Here is an 18,576-nt window from a genome sequence, read left to right as displayed (position 1 = left end):
TTATGCTTTGACCGATATGATAAAATGTAATTATCAGTCCATCAAACCAACGAAGAGGAGCCGACTATGAAATACATCAAGACAGACTATCGGATACCGGCCTACAACATGGCCATGGAAGACCTGATCATGAACTATCTGCCCATGGACGATTATCTGACTTTCTATATCCACGATCCTTCCATCATCATCGGACAGCATCAGAATACACTGGAGGAGATCAATGAGGAGTATGTGCGGGAAAAAGGCATTCATGTCCAGCGCCGTCTGTCCGGCGGCGGAGCCGTTTACCATGACCACGGCAATCTGAACTTTTCCTTCATCGTCCGGGGATCCCGGGAGAATGTCAATGACTTCAACGTCCTGACCCAGCCGGTTATCAAGACCCTGGCCAAACTCGGCATTCAGGCAGAACTGTCCGGCCGCAATGACATCCTCATCGATGGCCGCAAGTTCTCCGGCAACGCGCAGTACTTCCACAACGGCAAGCTGCTCCAGCACGGAACGATCCTGTTCAACTCCGAAATGCAGGAACTGGGCAAAGCGCTGAAAGTCAAGCCTTTGAAAATTCAGAGCAAGGGCGTCAAGTCCGTCCAGTCCAGAGTCACGAACATCATCGAATATCTGGAAGATAAATCCCTGACCATCGAGCAGTTCCAGGATCTCCTGCTCAAAACCATCGGAGAGATCTATCCCTTGGAAGAATACGAACTGACCGCTGAAGAGAAAGCCATCCATGAGCGGCTGGTCCGGGAAAAGTTCCTGACCTGGGAATGGAACTACGGCAAATCCCCTGCCTTCAACGTTTCCAAAACTGAAAAATTCCCCTTCGGCATCGTGGATGCCAGAATTGACGTTAAGGACGGCGTGATCTCCAACATCAAGCTGTATGGGGATTACTTTGTCCGGGAAGATATCGCTACCCTGGAAAACCACCTCAAGAATGTCAAATATACCAAGGAAGATCTCCTGGCAGCCCTGCAGATCGTCAACATCCAGGACTATTTCAACCAGATGACTCCCGAGGAATTTTCGGATTTCCTGACAAACTAATAAGCCATTCAATCACGATTCATCCCTGGCTCGATGTGAATCCCAGGCAGAATCAAATACAGAAACTATTGCAGATACTTTTCATGTAATCCCTCAAGGAGGCAAGCTATGCTGAATGAACTTCATGTCAATCAGATCTATCGAAACTTGCTGCATGGCCAGTGGATTGAATCGACTTCGGGCAAGACCATCGCGGTCCGATCCCCGGTAGATGACTCCGTTGTAGGACATATCCAGGCAATGACTCAGAGTGAAGTAGATCAGGCCATTGCTGATACGAAAGTCGCGCTGAAAACCTGGGCGCTGCGGCCCATGTCCGAACGGGCCGATATCCTGTACCGGGCAGCGGATCTGCTGGAAGAGAATGCCGATGAAATCGCCCGGATTATGGCGATGGAAATCGGAAAGACCCTGCCCTCCTCTCAGAATGAGGTGATCCGGTCAGCGGAATTTATCCGCTTTACCGCCGACGCCGGTCAGAACATTGAGGGTGAAACCATCTCCGGCGACAAATTCCCCGGCGGATCCATGAACAAACTGTCCATTGTCACGGCTTCGCCCATCGGTACGGTACTGGCCATCTCCCCGTTCAATTACCCGGTCAACCTGACGGTATCCAAGGTTGCTCCCGCTCTGATCGGAGGCAATGCCTGCATCATGAAGCCGCCGACGCAAGGGGCCATCAGCGCCCTGTGTCTGGCTGAAATGTTCCGTCAGGCCGGTCTGCCGGATGGAGTCCTGAATACCGTTACCGGCAAAAGCTCGGAGATCGGCGACTATCTGACGACTCACCCGGGGATCAATTTCATCAATTTCACCGGTTCCACCAAGACCGGTCGCCATATATCCGGCCTGGCCGGTATGGTCCCGCAGATTCTCGAACTGGGCGGCAAGGACCCCGCCATCGTGCTGGAGGACGCGGACCTGAAAAAAACCGCCCAGCTGATCACCGTCGGTGCCTACTCCTATTCTGGTCAGCGCTGTACCGCCGTCAAGCGGGTTCTGGCCGTGGGCTCCATCGGCGATGAACTGGCCCGATATCTGACCCTTGAAGTGGAGGCCTTGAAAAGCGGCCATCCCATGGAGGAAGGCGTCACCATCACGCCGCTGATCAGCAGCGAAGCCGCGGATTATGTCCAGGGCCTTATCGACGATGCCCTGGCCAAGGGAGCAGTCCTCTTAAGTGGAAACCGCCGGGAAGGCAACCTGCTCTACCCCACCCTCCTGGATCAGGTCACGCCAGACATGCGCATCGCCTGGGAAGAGCCCTTCGGTCCGGTTCTGCCCATCCTGCGGGTCTCCTCCGCCGAGGAGGCCATCCGTCTGGCCAATGAGAGCCAGTACGGCCTTCAGGCTTCCGTCTTCACCAATCATATCGACAAGGCCTTTACCATTGCCAACCGCCTGGAAGTCGGCACCGTTCAGATCAACAACAAACCGGAACGCGGACCGGACCACTTCCCCTTCCTGGGAGTCAAAGACTCCGGCATGGGAACTCAAGGCATCCGATATGCGATTGAAGCCATGACCCGACCCAAGGCCATCGTCGTGACGATCCGCCCCGAGCTGGTCAACCCCGTAGAAGATACGCCGGTTACCGAAGGACAGGGGGAATCCGAAATATCCTGACCCCGCCCCTCAGCAAGAAAACTGCAAACTGCCCCGGCCAGCTGGCCGGGGCAGTTTGCTCAGATTATCCAGAAAGTCGAACCCTTCTGACGGGGCTTTTGTCCGTCGTTTCTCAGTCAGTGCGGAGCCCTTCCCATCTAAGCGAAGAACTGATTGAATTCGTCTTGCATACGTATTGAATACGCATTGATTCCGCAAATTTATTGAAGATCCCGCAGGTATTTCCCATCCTTTGTAGTTATGTTGTAATCCATTTGGCGGACAGTAGCATATAATACAGCTATAATCATCGAATAATGATGCCGGGAGGTTATATCATGAAGCCAAAAACCACACGGGCCATTGCGGCCGTCCTCCTCTTTTTCAGCCTTTTGACCGGCTGCAGCGCCATCAATGACCGCCTGAACGTCTCCAGTGACACCAGCGGCGAAGGCGGTGTGACGGCACCGACCGATCAGGGCCTGAAACCGGATTTTGTTCCGCCAGACTACAATAATAACGACAAGACCGTCGAGCTGGGCAATGAACAGAAGCTCGTGAAAACAGCAACCATCGCCATGACCGCAAAGAACATCCAGACTGCCCAGACCGAGATCGACCTGATCGCCAAACGCTACAGCGGCTATGTCTACTACATGCAGCAGTCCCAGACCAGTGAAAAGCGTTACCTGACCATCACCATCAAAGTCGCCACCGCCAACTTTGACACCGCCATCGAAGAAATCAAGAAACTGGGAACCACCAGTAATGTAACCCTGGATGTGGCCGATGTTACCACTCAGTTTATCGATACGGAAGCCCGGATTAAAACACTGAAGATCAAGGAAGAAACCCTCATCGGGATTCTGGCCAAGGCTACCGAAATCCAGGATATCCTGGCCATTGAGAGTTCTCTGCAGCAGACTCGACAGGAAATTGAATCCTACGAAGGTCAGCTCAATGCTCTGAAAAACTCCACCCAGTTCTCCCGCATCACGGTCCAGGTCTCCGATGAAACCGGACTGGCCACCACCGAAGAGCCCGAGTCCGCCTGGGATCGATTCAGAAATAACTTCAGCAAGGGGCTGCGTTACTGGGCAGATACCGCCGTCGATGTTATCTCCGGCATCATCTTCCTTCTGCCGGTCCTGCTCCCTCTGGCCGTGATCCTCTTCATTGCCCGAAAAGTGGTTCGCCGCAATCCTAACCATTGGAGCAACCGCATCGGACCCGACGGAACCCCGCTCTATCACCGGACACCAAACCGGACAGCCGAACAATCCCCACCCGCCGACCCGGACCAGTCCCCGAAATCCAAATCCTGATGAGTCACCGGATCAGACAATCTCTGCCCCCTCGCGTTCGGCAGCGCTTGCTTTCAATAATAATGCTCTTCCTTAATAAGACGAATCTTCCTTTCCATCAATCAAGCTTCGAATCACGGAGCTCAGAACACACAGACCAGACAAGAACAGCCAGACAAGAACAGCCAGACAAGAACAGCCAGACCGCTCAGACACTGAACCCAGGTTCGGTGTCTTTTTTTATCTTCAATTGCTCAACTGCCATTTTCGCTTCTGGGATCCTGATCAAAGCTTTGGGGGGTTTGGACCCCCGGGCTGGTATGGTCTGTTGATTTCCTGATATGGAAAACCGGCCCTGATTGGTTCAGAGCCGGTTGGGGGAATAGGCTTGTTGTCATTTTTAAAGTCGGAACCGATTTCTGCGGACTACTGAATGGGGGTCCGTTCCTGGACCTCCATGGTCAGGGTCCCGTCTTTCACCGTGAAGAGAATATCCTTGTTCTGATCCACTTCTCCCGAGATAATGGCCCGGGCGAGGAGGGTTTCTACGCTTCCCTGCAGGTAGCGGCGCAGAGGCCGGGCTCCGTATACCGGATTATACCCCTCCTTCACGATGAGGTCTCTGGCCTGGGGCGAGAGCTTCAGCGTGATGTTCTTGTCCTCCAGGCGCCGGCCGATCTCGGCGAGCATCAGGTCCATGATCCGGCTGATCTCCGGCATGGTCAGCGGCTTGTACATGACGATTTCATCCAGCCGGTTGAGGAATTCCGGCCGGAAGGAAGCGCGCAGTTCTGCCATGACCTGCTGGGTAGCCTCCGGTCTCAGATTGCCGATGGCGTCCATTCCCTCAATAAGGTATTGGGACCCGATGTTGGAGGTCAGAATGATGATCGTGTTCTTGAAATCAACGGTTCGACCCTGGGAGTCGGTAATGCGCCCATCGTCCAGCACCTGCAGCAGAATATTGAAGACATCGCGGTGCGCTTTCTCGATTTCGTCAAACAGGATCACGGAATAGGGTTTGCGCCGGACGGCTTCCGTGAGCTGACCGCCTTCTTCGTAGCCGATGTATCCGGGAGGGGCCCCGATGAGCCGGGCCACGGTGTGCTTCTCCATATACTCGGACATGTCGATCCGAACCATATTGGTCTCGGAATCAAACAGCACTTCGGCCAGTGTTTTGGCCAGCTCCGTCTTTCCGACGCCCGTCGGACCCAGGAACAGGAATGAACCAATCGGTCGTTTGGGATCTTTGATCCCGGCCCGGGACCGCAGGATTGCTTCGGTAACCTTGGCCACCGCTTCATCCTGGCCGATGACCCGCTGATGCAGGATTTCCTCCAGCTGCAGAAGTTTTTGCCGTTCGCCTTCCAGCATCCGGGAAACCGGGATGCCGGTCCAGCGGGATACAATTTTCGCGATTTCCTCCGGGGTCACTTTCTCCCGAAGCAGCGTGGCGGCTTCCTTGGAACTAGTCTCCTGCTGAGCCTGCTCCAGCTTCTGTATGGCCTGGGGCAGCCGGCCGTACTTGAGCTCCGCTGCTTTGTTCAGATCGTAGGCGCGTTCCGCCTCTGCGATCTGGAAGTTTATCTGCTCAATCTCTTCCTTCAGGTCATTGACCCGGTCGATGGAGGACTTTTCTTCTTCCCACTTCGCCTTCAGCCGTTTGAACTCCTCCTTCTGGTCAGAGATCTCCTTCTGCAGTTCCTTCAGCCGGCGCTGGGAACCTTCATCGGTTTCCTTGCGCACGGAGGCTTCCTCAATTTCCAGGACCATGATATCGCGCCGGATGGCATCCAGTTCCGTCGGCATCGAGTTCAGCTCAGTCTTGATCAGCGCGCAGGCCTCGTCCACCAGATCGATGGCTTTGTCGGGCAGAAACCGGTCGCTGATGTAGCGGCTGGACAGGACCGCGGCCTCAATCAGAGCCGTGTCCATGATGGTCACTCCATGAAAGATCTCATACCGTTCCTTCAGTCCGCGCAGAATGGCAATCGTCTCCTCCACGGTGGGCTCATCGATCATGACCGGCTGGAAGCGCCGCTCCAGCGCGGAATCCTTCTCAATGTATTCCCGGTATTCATCCAGGGTCGTAGCGCCAATGCAGCGCAGCTCGCCCCGAGCCAGCATGGGCTTGAGCATATTGCCCGCATCCATGGAGCCCTCGGTCTTGCCGGCACCTACGATGTTGTGGATTTCATCGATAAACAGGATAATGGAGCCCTGAGCCTGCCGAATTTCATCCAGAATCGCCTTGAGCCGTTCTTCAAATTCACCCCGGTATTTGGAACCGGCGAGCAGACTGCCGATGTTCAGCGAAAAAATGCGGACTTCTTTCAGATTTTCCGGAACATCGCCTTTGATGATTCGTTGAGCCATGCCTTCCACCACTGCGGTTTTGCCGACGCCAGGCTCACCGATGAGGACCGGGTTATTCTTAGTCTTGCGGGATAGAATCCGGATGGCGTGCCGGATTTCCTCATCGCGGCCAATGACCGGATCCAGTTTGTTCTGCCGGGCCAGCTCCGTCAGATCGGTGGAAAAGCGCTGAAGCGCTTCATAGGTTGATTCCGGGTCGTCCGTCGTCACCCGCTGGCTGCCCCGGACTTCCTTGAGCTGCATCATGAACTTGTCCAGCGCCAGGTCATACTTGGCAAACACCGACTTGACGTCCTGTGCATACGTGGAGAACAGCGCCATCAGGATATGCTCCACGCTGACGTACTGATCCCCCATTTTTTTGGCGTGGTTTTCCGCTTCCAGCATGATCTTGTTCGATCCCTGGGAGATCCCTGGCTGACTTTGGCCTGACACTTTGGGCTTGCGGTCAATCATGGCTTTGACGTCCCGCTGGAAATTGGGCGTCGAAATTCCCATTTTCCGGAAAATGTTATTGATCAGGCTGTCCTCATCCTTGACCAGCCCCCAGAGCAGATGAATATCTTCAATCTGCGAATTGCCGTTTTCAACGCAGCTGTTCAGCGCGTTATTCAAAACACCGATGGTATTCTTGGTATATTTTTCGTAATCCATTGTTTCACCTCACGAAAAGTTCACATGAATTTCTCCATGTGTCAGACTGTATCATGTCTACCTTAATTTTGTCGCTAAATATATTATATCACTTCTTCGGAACGTGCGTTCTATTTAATCGATTTTTAATCCTTTTTGGGGCAACCAGTCACAACACATCCGCAACCGAACCACCACCCCTGCATCACACGATTTTTCAGCTCTGCGGTGGACCCTCCCCTTTCTCCATTCCACCGTGTTTTAATCCTGCTTTCAATCTTTGTTCATCATTGTGTGCTAAAATTTATTTCATAATATGCCGCAGCCCGGAGCTCTCCCTGAGAGACCATCCGAAGCAGCCGGCTGTCTCTTCTCAGTCAGATTCCCTATTGCATCAGCTGACCGCACAAATCATCGAAAAGGAAGGAACCCATGAACCGTCAAATGAAAACCCTGTTCGGGGTGCTCGTGCCCCCGCTGCTCGTTTTTGTCCTCACCTTGTTCATCCTGCGGATTGATCTCGCCAGTACGCTGCTTTTGACCTCTGTCACGCTCCTGGTTACTCTGATCTCAGCCCGCGCCCGCCGGAACCAGTACCCCACTCTGGACGCGATCGACGGAAAAATGGAAGCTGAGCTGAACGCCTTAATGAAACAGGGTCAGACCGATATGGACCAGGTCCTGTTTGTTGCAAAGCACGTCAAGTCCAAACCGGTGGCCGACAACGCCATGGAACTGTACCGACTTGGCGAGAAGATCATGGAATACCTGAAGCGAAACCCCCATAAGATCACAAAGGCACGCCGCTTCTTCGGATATTACCTTGATACGGCCAGAGACATTCTGTCCAAGTATCATGAATTTGAGATCACCGGAATCCAGTCCCAGGAAGTGGACAACATCGAGGTCAAGACCTCCGGTGCGCTCCTCACCCTGCAGGATGCCTTTAAAAAGCAGTATATTCAGTTAGCCAGCAATGAACTGATCGATATCGAAGCGGACATTGATCTGCTGCAAAAAACCAATCCGCCGGATCAGCCGTAAGCCTGATCCAGTCGAGATCCTGATCCACTCTGAATCCAGACTCAGCCTGACGCCTTACCGTCCCCGGACCGAGATATCAATTCATGCCATAAATCCACAATTCAGGAGGAAGAAACCATGCCAGACGAAATCACCTTGCAAAGCTTAGCCAAAAGCAGTGCCAAGGCCCAAACTGCCCAAGTCGAAAAAGAACAGGAAATTGCCAAGCTGACCCAGCAGGTCGAGCGCATTACCCCGGCTGAACGGGAAAAGATCGAAGAGATCAAGAACAACATTGACCTGATGGATTCTCAGATGACCGAGCAGTATGGTGTCAGCGCTCAGAAAAACATTGCTCAGTTCTCTGAAACCATCCTCGCTCAGATCAAGAGCAAGGATGCCGGCTATGTCGGCGATATCATGGTGGACCTGATGACGAAAGTCCGGGATGCCGATGTCGACGGCGAAGATGACAGCTTCCTGAAAAAAATCCCGTTCCTGAACAAACTGACCAATAATACCGAGAAGTACATGGCTCGCTTCCAGACACTGGAAACTCAGATCGACAAAATCGAATCCGAACTGGACAAAGCCCGCATGGGACTGCTCAAGGATATCGGCGTCCTGGACAACCTCTATCAGAAGAACGTCGAATATTTCAATGATCTCCAGCTGTACATTTTTGCCGGCGAGGAAAAATTGAAGGATCTGCGGGATGTCACGCTCCCCCGCCTGCGTCAGGAAGCGCTGGAATCCAACGATTCCATGGCCAGCCAGCTGATCAACGACTTTGAGAACACGGTCAACCGGTTTGAAAAGAAAGTCCACGACCTGAAACTGTCCAAAACTTTGGCAATTCAGACCGCCCCCCAGATCAAGCTGATCCAGAACAACGACAAGGCCCTGGTCGACAAGATCCAGACCGCCATCCTCAACACCATCCCCCTGTGGAAATCCCAGGTTGTCATCGCACTGTCCCTGTCCAAGCAAAAAGCCGGACTCGAAATGCAGCGCAGCGTCACAACAACGACCAATGAGCTGCTGCGGAAGAATTCAGAGATGCTGAAAACCAATACGATTGAAGTGGCCAAGGAATCCGAACGCGGCATCGTGGAACTGGAAACCTTGAAGAAAGTGAACGACGACCTCATTACCACCATTGATGAAACCCTGAAGATTCAGAAAGAAGGACAGGCCCGCCGTCTGGCTGCCGAACAGGAACTCCTCAAGATCGAAGATACCTTGAAGCAGAGCCTGCTGAAATCCGTCACGGGCGGCCCCACCACCCAGGCTGAACCCGCTGTGGAAAAACAGGGATCCTATCCAGGCTCCAAAACGGACAGCTACGATACCTCCCGGGTTGAGTCCCTGCTCAATAAGAAGGTAGTCGACGCCGAGATTACTGAAGAAGATAAGTAAGCCGAATAGTCCATATTCCGCCAGATCCTGACCAGGTTCCTGTCTGCTCCCGCCGGACAGACAAAGGATCCCTGAATCAGGTAGGGACGGCAAGATCTGTGGATCAATCAAACACAGGTCTTCGAAATAAAACGGATGATCTTCAAATAAAACGGATGACAGGCTGAAAGCGAAAGCTTTCAGCCTGTCTTATTGCTGCGTCCCTTGATCTGACAGCACCTGCTTCAGGGTTCGGGCTGAATTTTCCGGATGGACTGTTTCAGGGCATATTCCAGTTCTTCCCCATTTTCACGCGCTACATCAATGGTTGTTCCGCGATCATGGTTGGGGGAACCGTCTTTGTTGAATCCGTAAGCCATCTGAATCTGGAAGACGATCCCGGAATAAGGGAGAGGCATCCTGCAGAAACCGAACGTCTGGGCGATGCCATCCCCCCGATTCTGCTTCCCGACCAGCTCGGCCAGATCTAGCTGCTTCAAGTAGAAGCTGAACAAATCTGCGCTGCCATAGACCTGACTGTCTGTGAGCAGGTAAATCTTTCCCTTAAAATTGACCGGATCCCGGGGTGTGACAACATCCCGGATTCTGACATAGTCGCCCAGCTGCTGACGATCGTCATAAATCACCTGATTCATTGAAACGGGACTTTGCGGTGTTCCATCCAGTGCAAGATTCGCCGCCGAAGTTCGACTGCCCCGGCTGGCATCATAAAGCAGACGACCCGCTTCGAAAGAGAACTGGGTCAGCAGCTCCTGCCGCATGGCTTCACCCGGCGCTGTCCGACGAAAGGCGATATAGGTCTGGATTCTTGCCGGAACTTTCACCAGGCGGGCTACAATCTCATCCCGCCAGGGGGATATGTCCAGACTATGGTTTCCGCGAACATCGATGATCAGGGTATCGAACTTGTAGAGACTGGACAGAAAATCTTTTACTCCTAGAACCGTCCCATCCGGAGCCGTACCACGAATCTGGAAGGAGGCTATTTTCAGGTAGGCGGTTTTCCCGTCTTCCGCCACGCCCGTGGAAACGACTTCCTCGCGTTCAAACAGGTCGCTGTGGTATTCCAGCCCGGATTTATTTTCAAACCGCTGGAGCAGCTGCTGGTTGTTCAGCAGAACTTGCGGCTTATTCCGATACCCGTTGTAAGTTTCCCAGATGACTTCCTGAGGAAGAACTGACTTTGCCTGCTCCAGGCTTTCCAAAGCGGGCAGGCCCTCCAGGACTTTTCCGGGATGCAGCACCCTGGTGTAAAGGGGCTGATAGGCTTCACTTACTTTCTTTAAAAAGCGGAAATACTGATCCATGGACTGGATCTGATCCAGCTCGATCATCCACTGATCCAGGTCCTTCATCGGACTGGCATCATTCAGACGGGCATTGGAGATCTGGTCGGTTCCGGCCAGCTCCAGATGACGCAGGAGATAATACAGTTCAAATCTCATCTGATCATGGGTCAGGTCTGCCAGATTCGATACATAATGTTCCACCGGCTTTCCCGCTTCGAAGGCTTCATCCAGCTCTCGAATCCTGGCGGCGATGACCGGATCCAGAGACCAGCGTTCAAATTTCGTCATGACGTCCAATCCGCAGCCGGTCGTCAGAACGATGACGCATGCCAGCAGGATCACTATTCTCTTCCACTGATTCCATTGATTCATGCTTCTCTTCTCACTTCCCCTGATGGTGAACTGCGGCATCAGCACCGGGATTCGACCATTACGGCTGGCTGGTTCCGGCGCCGGGTTTGGTCTGGCCCGGAGTCTTTGGAACGGAAACGTCGACCGGCAGGTTCTGGTCACTGGTTGAAATCGACCCATTATCGGTGTAGCCGGCGATCCGGTGCTTGAAAGTGTAATTCAGAGTGTCCAGATAGCCTGTCCGCTCGTTGATCATGGCTTCCAGATACAGATTGCCCTCATAGGCATCTTCCTCGGTCTTGCGATACCCGAGATCTTCCATAATATTTCGGATCAGACCGGAATCCTGGGTTGCCAGCTTGACATAGTAAGTGCCGTCCTCCAGGCTGGCCGAATATGTCTCCAGCAGCCGGGTGAGCAAGGCGTCCAGATCGAAGATCGGTGATTCCTTAACCTGGGCCAGGGAGTATGTGGTCACGGTACCCTTGTGGTCGACCGTATACTCACTCTCTGTGCGATACCAGGTCGTTATTGAGGTATCCACCCCTTCTGATTCTTCCCGGCTGCCCATGGCGGTCTGTACTTTACCATTCAGATCATAATTTGCCGCAAAGGTGATCTTTCCGGTTTTCATCGGATAATTGCTCTCCACCGACCATAATTGGGTGATCCGTTCGCTGCGCAGTCCCTGTCGGGCTGCCTGGTATTTGGACAGTGCCTGAGCGGCAAGAGAAGGCGGAGCCGGAACCGAGGTGTTAGAAGATTGGGAACTTCCCTGCGAAGTATTGGAAGGACCCGCCTGGGAAGCGTTTGACGGCTGGGATCCGGCCGTCGTGGCCTGACCGGTACCGGGAACGATGCTTAATGGTCCGCCCTGACATCCGGTCAGGCTGACCATTGCCGTGATCAGGACAATGGTCCCAGTCATTCTGATTTGATTCTTAAAGAAGCCCGATTGGCGCATGTTCTTTCTCTCACTTTCGATGCAGTCTACCTTCAGTTTACCTGCCGTCACCCTCGAAATCAATCCAACATTGCATTCTGCCGGAAAAAGCCTGGCGGACAGATCGCTGTCTGCCGGTTTGAACCGCTGCCAAAAATCAGTCTTACGTGGCCCAAAAATGAATATTCAGACTTCTCGCCTTTTGGCGTCAATCCGCCGTTTCACGTGGTATAACATATATTATTTTAATACTGTTCACGAAACTTCTTTTGTTTTTCTCTTTTGAATTGAGTATGATATATATAACAAAACAATGATATGAATACTCATGAATCAAGAGGCTGCATCGGATGGTTCCAAACAGTCTCTTAACCGAGGAGTGTGAAAAATATGAGCAAGAACTATCCCCAAGTTACCTCCTACCTGTATGATCTGATGATCATCCTGCACAAGAAGATTTTCAATCCCTTGGTGATTTCCAAGGCGATCCACCTGACCCCTGCACAATTTTCGGTCCTGTTCTATCTGAGACGGCGAGACAATTCCTCAGTAACTGACGTTGCCAAATATCTGAAGATTTCCAAACCGAATATGACTCCGATCCTGGATGCCCTGATCAAGAAAGGCTATCTGAAACGGACCCGGGATGAGAAGGATCGGCGTGTGATTCGACTCCACCTGACCGCCTCCGGCAAACACTTCTATGAGAATTTGAAGGCGGCCAATACCCACATCGTCGAAGATCTGTTCAGCGAATACAGCGAAGAGGATCTGGAACAGATCATGTTCCATTCCTCCCACCTGCTTAATCTGATCAAGAACGTCTCCGAGCTGATGAGAGATGAGGACTTTAACTATGAGCCAGGCAAAGAGTTTGAATTGCCCGAGGAAACATTTGAAGATCTCCCCCTCACGGAGGAAGAAAATTCTGAATCAGACCCCAATGAAGAGGATGATTCAGAGCCGAATCCTTAATTCGAACCATGCTGATCTCCGCACCGACTGCAGCAAATGAACGAGAGCATCCCGCTCTCGTTCATTTCTTTGCCAGGAATTACCATGATTAATATGATCTTCCGTGATTGACCCTGACTAGGATTGATTGACCCTGGCTAGGATTGATTGACCCTGGCTAGGATTGATTGACCCTGGCTAATGTGATTCCTCTGACTGATTTGGGTTTCGCCTTAACTAACCAGGTTTGTGGTTTTTTTGCATAACACACCGTCGCATGAACTGCCTGACGGAAATCAAAACAAGTCCGATCCGTAACAGCGGATTGGACTTGTTTTGATGGTTCATTATAGTTTGAACCTTCTGTCGTGATATTGGACTATTGGTATTTCTGGGTTGATGCTTTTGGGTTGATGCTTCCGGGTTGATGATTCCGGGTTGATCTCTCTGTATCGCCGCTTCTGGGTTGATGCTTCAGGCTGCTGTTTATATAAGCCTATTTGAGGTAATGATCGGAATAGTTTGCCATGGCGTCACGCATAAACCTGGCTGTCCCTTCTCCCCAAAGATCCAGGTTTCGGGTAAAGCGTTCATCGTCAATATACATCTGACCAAGACCCTTGAATACTTCTTTATTATAGAAGCTGCCAATTTCCTTGTTAAGGAAGTGATAGAATCGCTCCGTCAATCGAACTGCCTCCTCTCCGGTCGGATCGCTGTGCCGAAGCTGCGCGAAGCCGGCGAACATTTCATTCATCTGATCCTGCATTGTTCCCAACTGGGCGTCCGTCTTTGCTCCGATTCTGGCATTGGCCTCATCTACTTTCTCATTGCCCCATTTCTCCCGGGCCTCTTCCTCATAGGGATTGTTTCTGAAATTCATTCCTTTGAATTTGTCTTCCTTTTTCATGGTTATTCCCTCCTCCAGTTCCTCAATGGATGAATCAATGGTCTTCAGCAGCTGAACCAGCTCATCCATTCGCCGGCTGGTCAGCTGTCGCTGCAATTTCAGGGCATCCAGACGCTGATAAGCCGATGCCCCGATCATGGTTCCGATTTCCTTCAGCTCGAAACCGAGGGAGCGGAACAGGAGGATTTCCTGCAGACGGTCGATGGTTTGCGCCGTATAGATCCGATACCCGTTACCTGGATGCTTTGCCGCAGGCAATAGTCCGATCCGGTCATAGTATTGGAGCGTCCGTACGCTGACACCTGCCAGACGAGACAGTTCGTTGATTTTCAATTCCAAGCCGCTCTTCCTTTCCCTTTGTTTCGGTTGACTTCATTTATCACATTAAACTATTACCTAACGTCATAGTCAATCCTTTCAACTCAGTTTTTTCATTTTTTTGAAGCCTGAGCCGGAAATCGTAATTTACAAAATCTAAAAAAGCAGACTCCGGTCATCACAACGGAGTCTGCTCTGGGTTTATTAATTTACCGGTCTAGTCCAGTTCGTGCAGGAACAGTCCGGAACGGAGCTTTGGTTCAAACCAGGTGGATTTTGGCGGCATGACCCGTCCGGAATCGGCGATCTTCATCAGGTCTTCGATATCGGTTGGATACAGCGCGATGGCAGCGGCGAAGCCGTCTTCGTTCACGCGTTTTTCCAGCTCGCCCAGTCCGCGGATTCCTCCGACGAAGTCGATGCGCTCTGAAGTCCGCTGATCCTTGATGTCAAAAATCGGAGCGAGTACATTCTCAGACAGAACGGAAACATCGAGGGATTTCAGAACATCAGTGTCCTGCAGAATCTCGGGTTTCGCGGTGAGCTTGTACCATTTGCCGGGAAGATACAGTCCGTAGGTGTGTTTCTTTTCGGGGCGGTACTGGCCTTCTCCCTTATATTCTTCCACTTCAAACTTTTCAGACAGCTTGGCCAGAAGTTCTTCTTCGGTCATTCCGTTCAGGTCCTTGAGAATCCGGTTGTAATCCATGATTTTCAGCTGGTTGGACGGGAATATGACGGAAAGGAAGTAGTTGAACTCTTCTTCGCCAGTGTAGCTTGGATTGGCATCCCGTCTCATCTTGCCGACTTTAACGGCAGAAGCTGCCCGGTGATGGCCGTCAGCAATATAGAGGGCAGGAATTTCATCAAAGGCCTTCTGGATGGTTTCGATGGCGCTGTCTTCGTCGACAACCCAAACGGTGTGCCGAACGCCGTCTTCCGCTGTGAAGTCATATTCCGGAGTTTTCGCGGTCCATTCATTCACCAGAGCGGAAATTTCTGCTTTCTCCGGGTAAGTCAGGAAGATGGGTCCGGTGTTGGCGTTGGTGGTATCCACGTGGCGGATCCGGTCTCTTTCCTTGGCTTCCCGGGTGAATTCATGCTTCTTGATCCGGTCTTCCATGTAGTCATCCACGGAAGCAGCTCCGACAATTCCCGTTTCCTCAATATCACCCATGATCAGGCGATAGATATAGAAATTCGGCTTGCCATCCCGGATGAAGGTTCCTTCTTCCAGGAACTTGTCGATGTTGGCTTTTGCCTTGGCGTAGACCTGATCATCATACTGATCCATCTCACGCGGCAGGTCAATTTCAGCTTTGTCCACATGCAGGAATGAGTAAGGATTGTCCTTTACCATCTCACGGGCTTCATCGGAATCCATGACATCATAAGGAAGTGCAGCCACTTTGTCAGCTCGCTCCTTGGAAGGACGAACCGCTTTAAAAGGTCTAACTTTCATTAATTACTCCTCCCTTATTCTTTTGAAAAGAAATCTTCTATAATCTGAACAATTTCTCCGCCGATTCTGGTCTGAGCTTCCTTGGTGGCCGCTCCGATGTGGGGAGTCATGGAGATTTTGGCATGCTTGGTAATTTTTTCGTTCTTGGTCGGTTCTTCCTTGAAAACATCCAAAGCGGCGGCAGATACTTTTCCGGAATCCAGCGCTTCAACCAAGGCATCCTCGTCAATGAGTCCGCCTCTGGCGGTGTTGATCAGGAATACGCCATCCTTCATCATTTCGATTTCTTCCTTGCCGATGAGATAATCCTTGTCTTTCTGCTTGGGGATATGCAGGGAAATGAAATCGGAATTCTTGATCAATGTCTCCAGATCAACAAAGCGAGCGGTTTCTTCTTCTGCCTCTGCTCCGGAACGCTTGTTGTAGACAACATTCATGCCCAGAACTTCAGCGCGCTTTGCGACTTCCTTGGCGATCCGGCCAAAACCGATCAGACCTAAAGTCTTGCCAGCCAGCTCGATGCCTTCGTATTTCTTCTTGTTCCACTCGCCGTTGCGCATGGTAGCGTTGGCAATTCCAATGAACCGGGCCATGGAGAACATATGGCCGATGGTCAGCTCCGCGACAGAAGCGGAGGAGGCAGCCGGAGTGTTGGTGACTTTGATCCCCTTTTCTTCTGCGTAGGGCTTGTCGATGTTGTCAATTCCAACACCGCCGCGGATTACCAGCTTGAGCCGTCCGGTTTCAGCCGCGGCGTCAATGATGTCCTTTTTCACTTTTGTGGCAGAACGAACGACCATGACATCGACATCTTTCACGGCAGTCTTTAACTCTTCCGGTTCGTAGAATTTTTCGATGACTTCGTAGCCAAGAGATTTCAGTTTATCAACGGCAGATGCTTCCATTCCGTCCGTTGCCAGGATTCTGATCATTTATAATTTCCTCCAGTTTTTACTGTATTATTTGGGGCAAGTCTTAGACAGGATTGTTTTCCTTGAATTTCTTCATGAAATCAACCAGGTATTCCACACCTTCCACCGGCATGGCATTGTAGATGGATGCGCGGATTCCGCCGGCAGACCGGTGACCCTTGAGGTTGCTCATACCGGCAGCAGCCGATTCCTTGACGAACTTGGCCTCCAGCTCTTCATTGGGAAGACGGAATACGACATTCATCTTGGATCTGGATGCCTCGTCATTGGGGTTCTTATAATAACCTTCAGACTGTTCGATGTAGTCGTAAATCATCTGGCTGCGCTTGACAGCGAGTTCATTCATGCCTGCGGTTCCGCCATTGGCTTCCACCCAGTCAAGAACCAGTCCCAGTACATAGATCGCCCAGGTGTTGGGGGTGTTGTACATGGAATCATTCTCTGCCATGGTCTTGTATTCAAGCATGACGGGAGTTCCTGGCTGAGGTTCGCCGATCAGATCTTCGCGGATAATGACAACAGCCAATCCGGCAGGTCCCATGTTTTTCTGAGCGCCCGCATAAATCAGGCCGAATTTGGATACATCGACCGGCTCGGACAGGATGCAGGATGACATGTCGCAAACCAGCGGTACATTGCCGGTTTCCGGAATATAATCCCACTTGGTTCCATAAATGGTGTTGTTGTCGCAGTAGTGAACATAATCCGCATCCGGGGACAGCTTGAGTTCTTCCTGGCGCGGAATCCGTGTGAAGCCCTCGGCTTTGCCGGAGAAGGCTACATTGATTTCCCCGTACTTTTCAGCTTCCTGCTTCGCTTTGCCTGAGAAAGAGCCGGTGACAATGTAGTCAGCCTTCTTGTTCTTGGTCAAAAGATTCATCGGAATCTGGGCAAACTGCATCGTAGCGCCGCCCTGCAGGAACAATACCTTATAATTGTCCGGAACAGCAAATACTTTTCTGAATTTGGCTTCGGTTTCCTTGAAAATCTGGTCGTAAACCTTGGAGCGGTGTGACATTTCCATGACACCCATTCCGGATGCGTTATAGTTGGTCATTTCCTTGGCAGCAGTTTCAAGTACCTCTAAAGGCAATTCAGAGGGGCCGGCTGAGAAATTAAAAATTCTCTTGTTTTCCATATTCATTCTCCTTCCATGTTCGGGTTTTGTTATATGAATAAAAAGTACTTTTACGTGAAAAGTACTGATACCGTTTTAATTATAGCCTAATTTCGCCGTTTTTTTTAGTCACTTTCCCGAAATGAAGGAACCTGTTTGTAATTATTTCATTTTATCGGGTCATCGGTCAGGAAATGCGGAATCCCTGCCTGAAAACGTTCTATTATTGTTATTAATTAAAAACTAATTGTTCTGCCAACTTGGAGCGAAACCCGAATTTTGCTAGTTGGAGTTTGCATTGAGATATCGTCGAAGCATAAAAATAAGCCTGCCGATCCGCGATCGCAGGCTTATTTTTATCTCTGACGAGACTGGTACCGCTGACGCAGCAGCACGATGGATGGGAAAAGCACCGCTCCGATGACAACGCCGGACGCCCCCTGCAGCAGATTCGCAGGCAGTTGGGGGATTGCTCCGTTGAACCCGTACATGAATGCTTCGGTCACAAAATAACCGGCAACCATGAGAAGTTCCACCAGGATAAAGATCCCGATCGCACCCTTGACCTGATGAACTTTCTGCAGAAACAAACCGGCCAGAAAACCCACCAGTCCCTTGATCAGAAACGTCGGCAGCGCATAGCTGGTATAAGCCAGCATGACATCCGCCATGGCAGAGCCGATGGCAGCCGGAAGCCAGGCGGCCGGACCCAGCAGGGTTGCACCCGCCAGGATCATACCATCCCCCAGATGGATGTAGCCAATGGGCATGGTAATCTTCAGCAGATAGGTCGCTACAAAAATCAGGGCAGCAAACAGCCCTAAATGAGTCAACTTTGAAACTGATTGGACTTTCATGTGAAAAAACCTCCTGTACAACAA

General features: G+C 51.5%; 13 protein-coding genes and 1 pseudogene. 6 read left to right on the top strand and 8 right to left on the bottom strand.

The annotated features are described in order from the left end of the window. Positions 1-66 precede the first annotated feature (66 nt). The 3 genes and pseudogenes from NQU17_13550 to NQU17_13540 all read left to right on the top strand — a co-directional run bounded on the left by NQU17_13550 (position 67) and on the right by NQU17_13540 (position 3,986). On the top strand, positions 67-1,053 hold the full coding sequence (locus tag NQU17_13550; GenBank protein UUM11645.1) for a lipoate--protein ligase: 987 nt from the start codon (positions 67-69) through the stop codon (positions 1,051-1,053). A 108-nt stretch (positions 1,054-1,161) separates the two neighbouring features. Next, positions 1,162-2,610 (top strand): annotated as a pseudogene (locus tag NQU17_13545) (NADP-dependent glyceraldehyde-3-phosphate dehydrogenase). A 389-nt stretch (positions 2,611-2,999) separates the two neighbouring features. Then, complete coding sequence (locus NQU17_13540) at positions 3,000-3,986, top strand: DUF4349 domain-containing protein (protein UUM11644.1); 987 nt, start codon at positions 3,000-3,002, stop codon at positions 3,984-3,986. A 405-nt stretch (positions 3,987-4,391) separates the two neighbouring features. On the opposite strand, the gene clpB is transcribed toward NQU17_13540, so the two are convergent. Next, complete coding sequence (gene clpB, locus NQU17_13535) at positions 4,392-6,998, bottom strand: ATP-dependent chaperone ClpB (GenBank protein ID UUM11643.1); 2,607 nt, start codon at positions 6,996-6,998, stop codon at positions 4,392-4,394. Between the two features lie 411 nt (positions 6,999-7,409). On the opposite strand from clpB, the gene NQU17_13530 reads away from it, so the two are divergent. Next, the gene (locus NQU17_13530; GenBank protein ID UUM11642.1) at positions 7,410-8,021 is read left to right on the top strand and encodes a 5-bromo-4-chloroindolyl phosphate hydrolysis family protein; all 612 of its coding nucleotides are present in this window, start codon (positions 7,410-7,412) and stop codon (positions 8,019-8,021) included. 117 nt (positions 8,022-8,138) lie between these two features. Continuing rightward, entirely contained in the window at positions 8,139-9,419 is a 1,281-nt protein-coding gene (locus NQU17_13525) for a toxic anion resistance protein (protein ID UUM11641.1), read from the top strand. A gap of 224 nt (positions 9,420-9,643) precedes the next feature. On the opposite strand, the gene NQU17_13520 is transcribed toward NQU17_13525, so the two are convergent. Both NQU17_13520 and NQU17_13515 read right to left on the bottom strand, forming a co-directional pair. Next, the gene (locus tag NQU17_13520) at positions 9,644-11,080 is read right to left on the bottom strand and encodes a S41 family peptidase (GenBank protein UUM11640.1); all 1,437 of its coding nucleotides are present in this window, start codon (positions 11,078-11,080) and stop codon (positions 9,644-9,646) included. Positions 11,081-11,138: 58 nt separating this feature from the next. Beyond that, positions 11,139-11,987 (bottom strand): hypothetical protein, encoded by an 849-nt coding sequence (locus NQU17_13515; GenBank protein UUM11639.1) that lies wholly within the window; start codon positions 11,985-11,987, stop codon positions 11,139-11,141. Positions 11,988-12,392: 405 nt separating this feature from the next. Here NQU17_13515 and NQU17_13510 point away from each other — a divergent pair, with 405 nt between their 5' ends. Next, positions 12,393-12,977: a MarR family transcriptional regulator gene (locus NQU17_13510; protein UUM11638.1), complete on the top strand. Its 585-nt coding sequence runs from the start codon at positions 12,393-12,395 to the stop codon at positions 12,975-12,977. 475 nt (positions 12,978-13,452) lie between these two features. On the opposite strand, the gene NQU17_13505 is transcribed toward NQU17_13510, so the two are convergent. The 5 genes from NQU17_13505 to NQU17_13485 form a co-directional block, all read right to left on the bottom strand. Beyond that, complete coding sequence (locus NQU17_13505) at positions 13,453-14,205, bottom strand: MerR family transcriptional regulator (GenBank protein UUM11637.1); 753 nt, start codon at positions 14,203-14,205, stop codon at positions 13,453-13,455. Between the two features lie 196 nt (positions 14,206-14,401). Then, positions 14,402-15,646: a DUF1015 family protein gene (locus NQU17_13500; protein ID UUM11636.1), complete on the bottom strand. Its 1,245-nt coding sequence runs from the start codon at positions 15,644-15,646 to the stop codon at positions 14,402-14,404. Between the two features lie 14 nt (positions 15,647-15,660). After that, positions 15,661-16,578 carry a D-2-hydroxyacid dehydrogenase gene (locus tag NQU17_13495; protein UUM11635.1) on the bottom strand — a complete coding sequence of 306 codons (918 nt, stop codon included), beginning with the start codon at positions 16,576-16,578 and terminating at the stop codon, positions 15,661-15,663. Between the two features lie 43 nt (positions 16,579-16,621). Continuing rightward, a complete protein-coding gene (serC, locus tag NQU17_13490) occupies positions 16,622-17,716 on the bottom strand; it encodes a 3-phosphoserine/phosphohydroxythreonine transaminase (GenBank protein ID UUM11634.1) in 1,095 nt (364 codons plus the stop codon). Positions 17,717-18,051: 335 nt separating this feature from the next. Beyond that, the gene (locus NQU17_13485; protein UUM11633.1) at positions 18,052-18,552 is read right to left on the bottom strand and encodes an ECF transporter S component; all 501 of its coding nucleotides are present in this window, start codon (positions 18,550-18,552) and stop codon (positions 18,052-18,054) included. Positions 18,553-18,576 lie beyond the last annotated feature (24 nt).

This window comes from Clostridiaceae bacterium HFYG-1003 (assembly GCA_024579835.1).
Lineage (GTDB): Bacteria > Bacillota > Clostridia > Clostridiales > Clostridiaceae > JG1575.
Note: the sequence above shows the minus strand (reverse complement) of the source record. Positions and strands in the feature narration are given on the sequence as shown.

Bases quoted from the DNA above. Each gene is read 5' to 3' on its own strand.
- NQU17_13515 (UUM11639.1), bottom strand. From the start codon at position 11,987: ATGACTGGGACCATTGTCCTGATCACGGCAATGGTCAGCCTGACCGGA.
- NQU17_13495 (UUM11635.1), bottom strand. From the start codon at position 16,578: ATGATCAGAATCCTGGCAACGGACGGAATGGAAGCATCTGCCGTTGAT.
- serC (UUM11634.1), bottom strand. From the start codon at position 17,716: ATGGAAAACAAGAGAATTTTTAATTTCTCAGCCGGCCCCTCTGAATTG.
- NQU17_13510 (UUM11638.1), top strand. From the start codon at position 12,393: ATGAGCAAGAACTATCCCCAAGTTACCTCCTACCTGTATGATCTGATG.
- NQU17_13485 (UUM11633.1), bottom strand. From the start codon at position 18,552: ATGAAAGTCCAATCAGTTTCAAAGTTGACTCATTTAGGGCTGTTTGCT.
- NQU17_13520 (UUM11640.1), bottom strand. From the start codon at position 11,080: ATGAATCAATGGAATCAGTGGAAGAGAATAGTGATCCTGCTGGCATGC.
- NQU17_13530 (UUM11642.1), top strand. From the start codon at position 7,410: ATGAACCGTCAAATGAAAACCCTGTTCGGGGTGCTCGTGCCCCCGCTG.
- NQU17_13540 (UUM11644.1), top strand. From the start codon at position 3,000: ATGAAGCCAAAAACCACACGGGCCATTGCGGCCGTCCTCCTCTTTTTC.
- NQU17_13500 (UUM11636.1), bottom strand. From the start codon at position 15,646: ATGAAAGTTAGACCTTTTAAAGCGGTTCGTCCTTCCAAGGAGCGAGCT.
- NQU17_13550 (UUM11645.1), top strand. From the start codon at position 67: ATGAAATACATCAAGACAGACTATCGGATACCGGCCTACAACATGGCC.
- clpB (UUM11643.1), bottom strand. From the start codon at position 6,998: ATGGATTACGAAAAATATACCAAGAATACCATCGGTGTTTTGAATAAC.
- NQU17_13525 (UUM11641.1), top strand. From the start codon at position 8,139: ATGCCAGACGAAATCACCTTGCAAAGCTTAGCCAAAAGCAGTGCCAAG.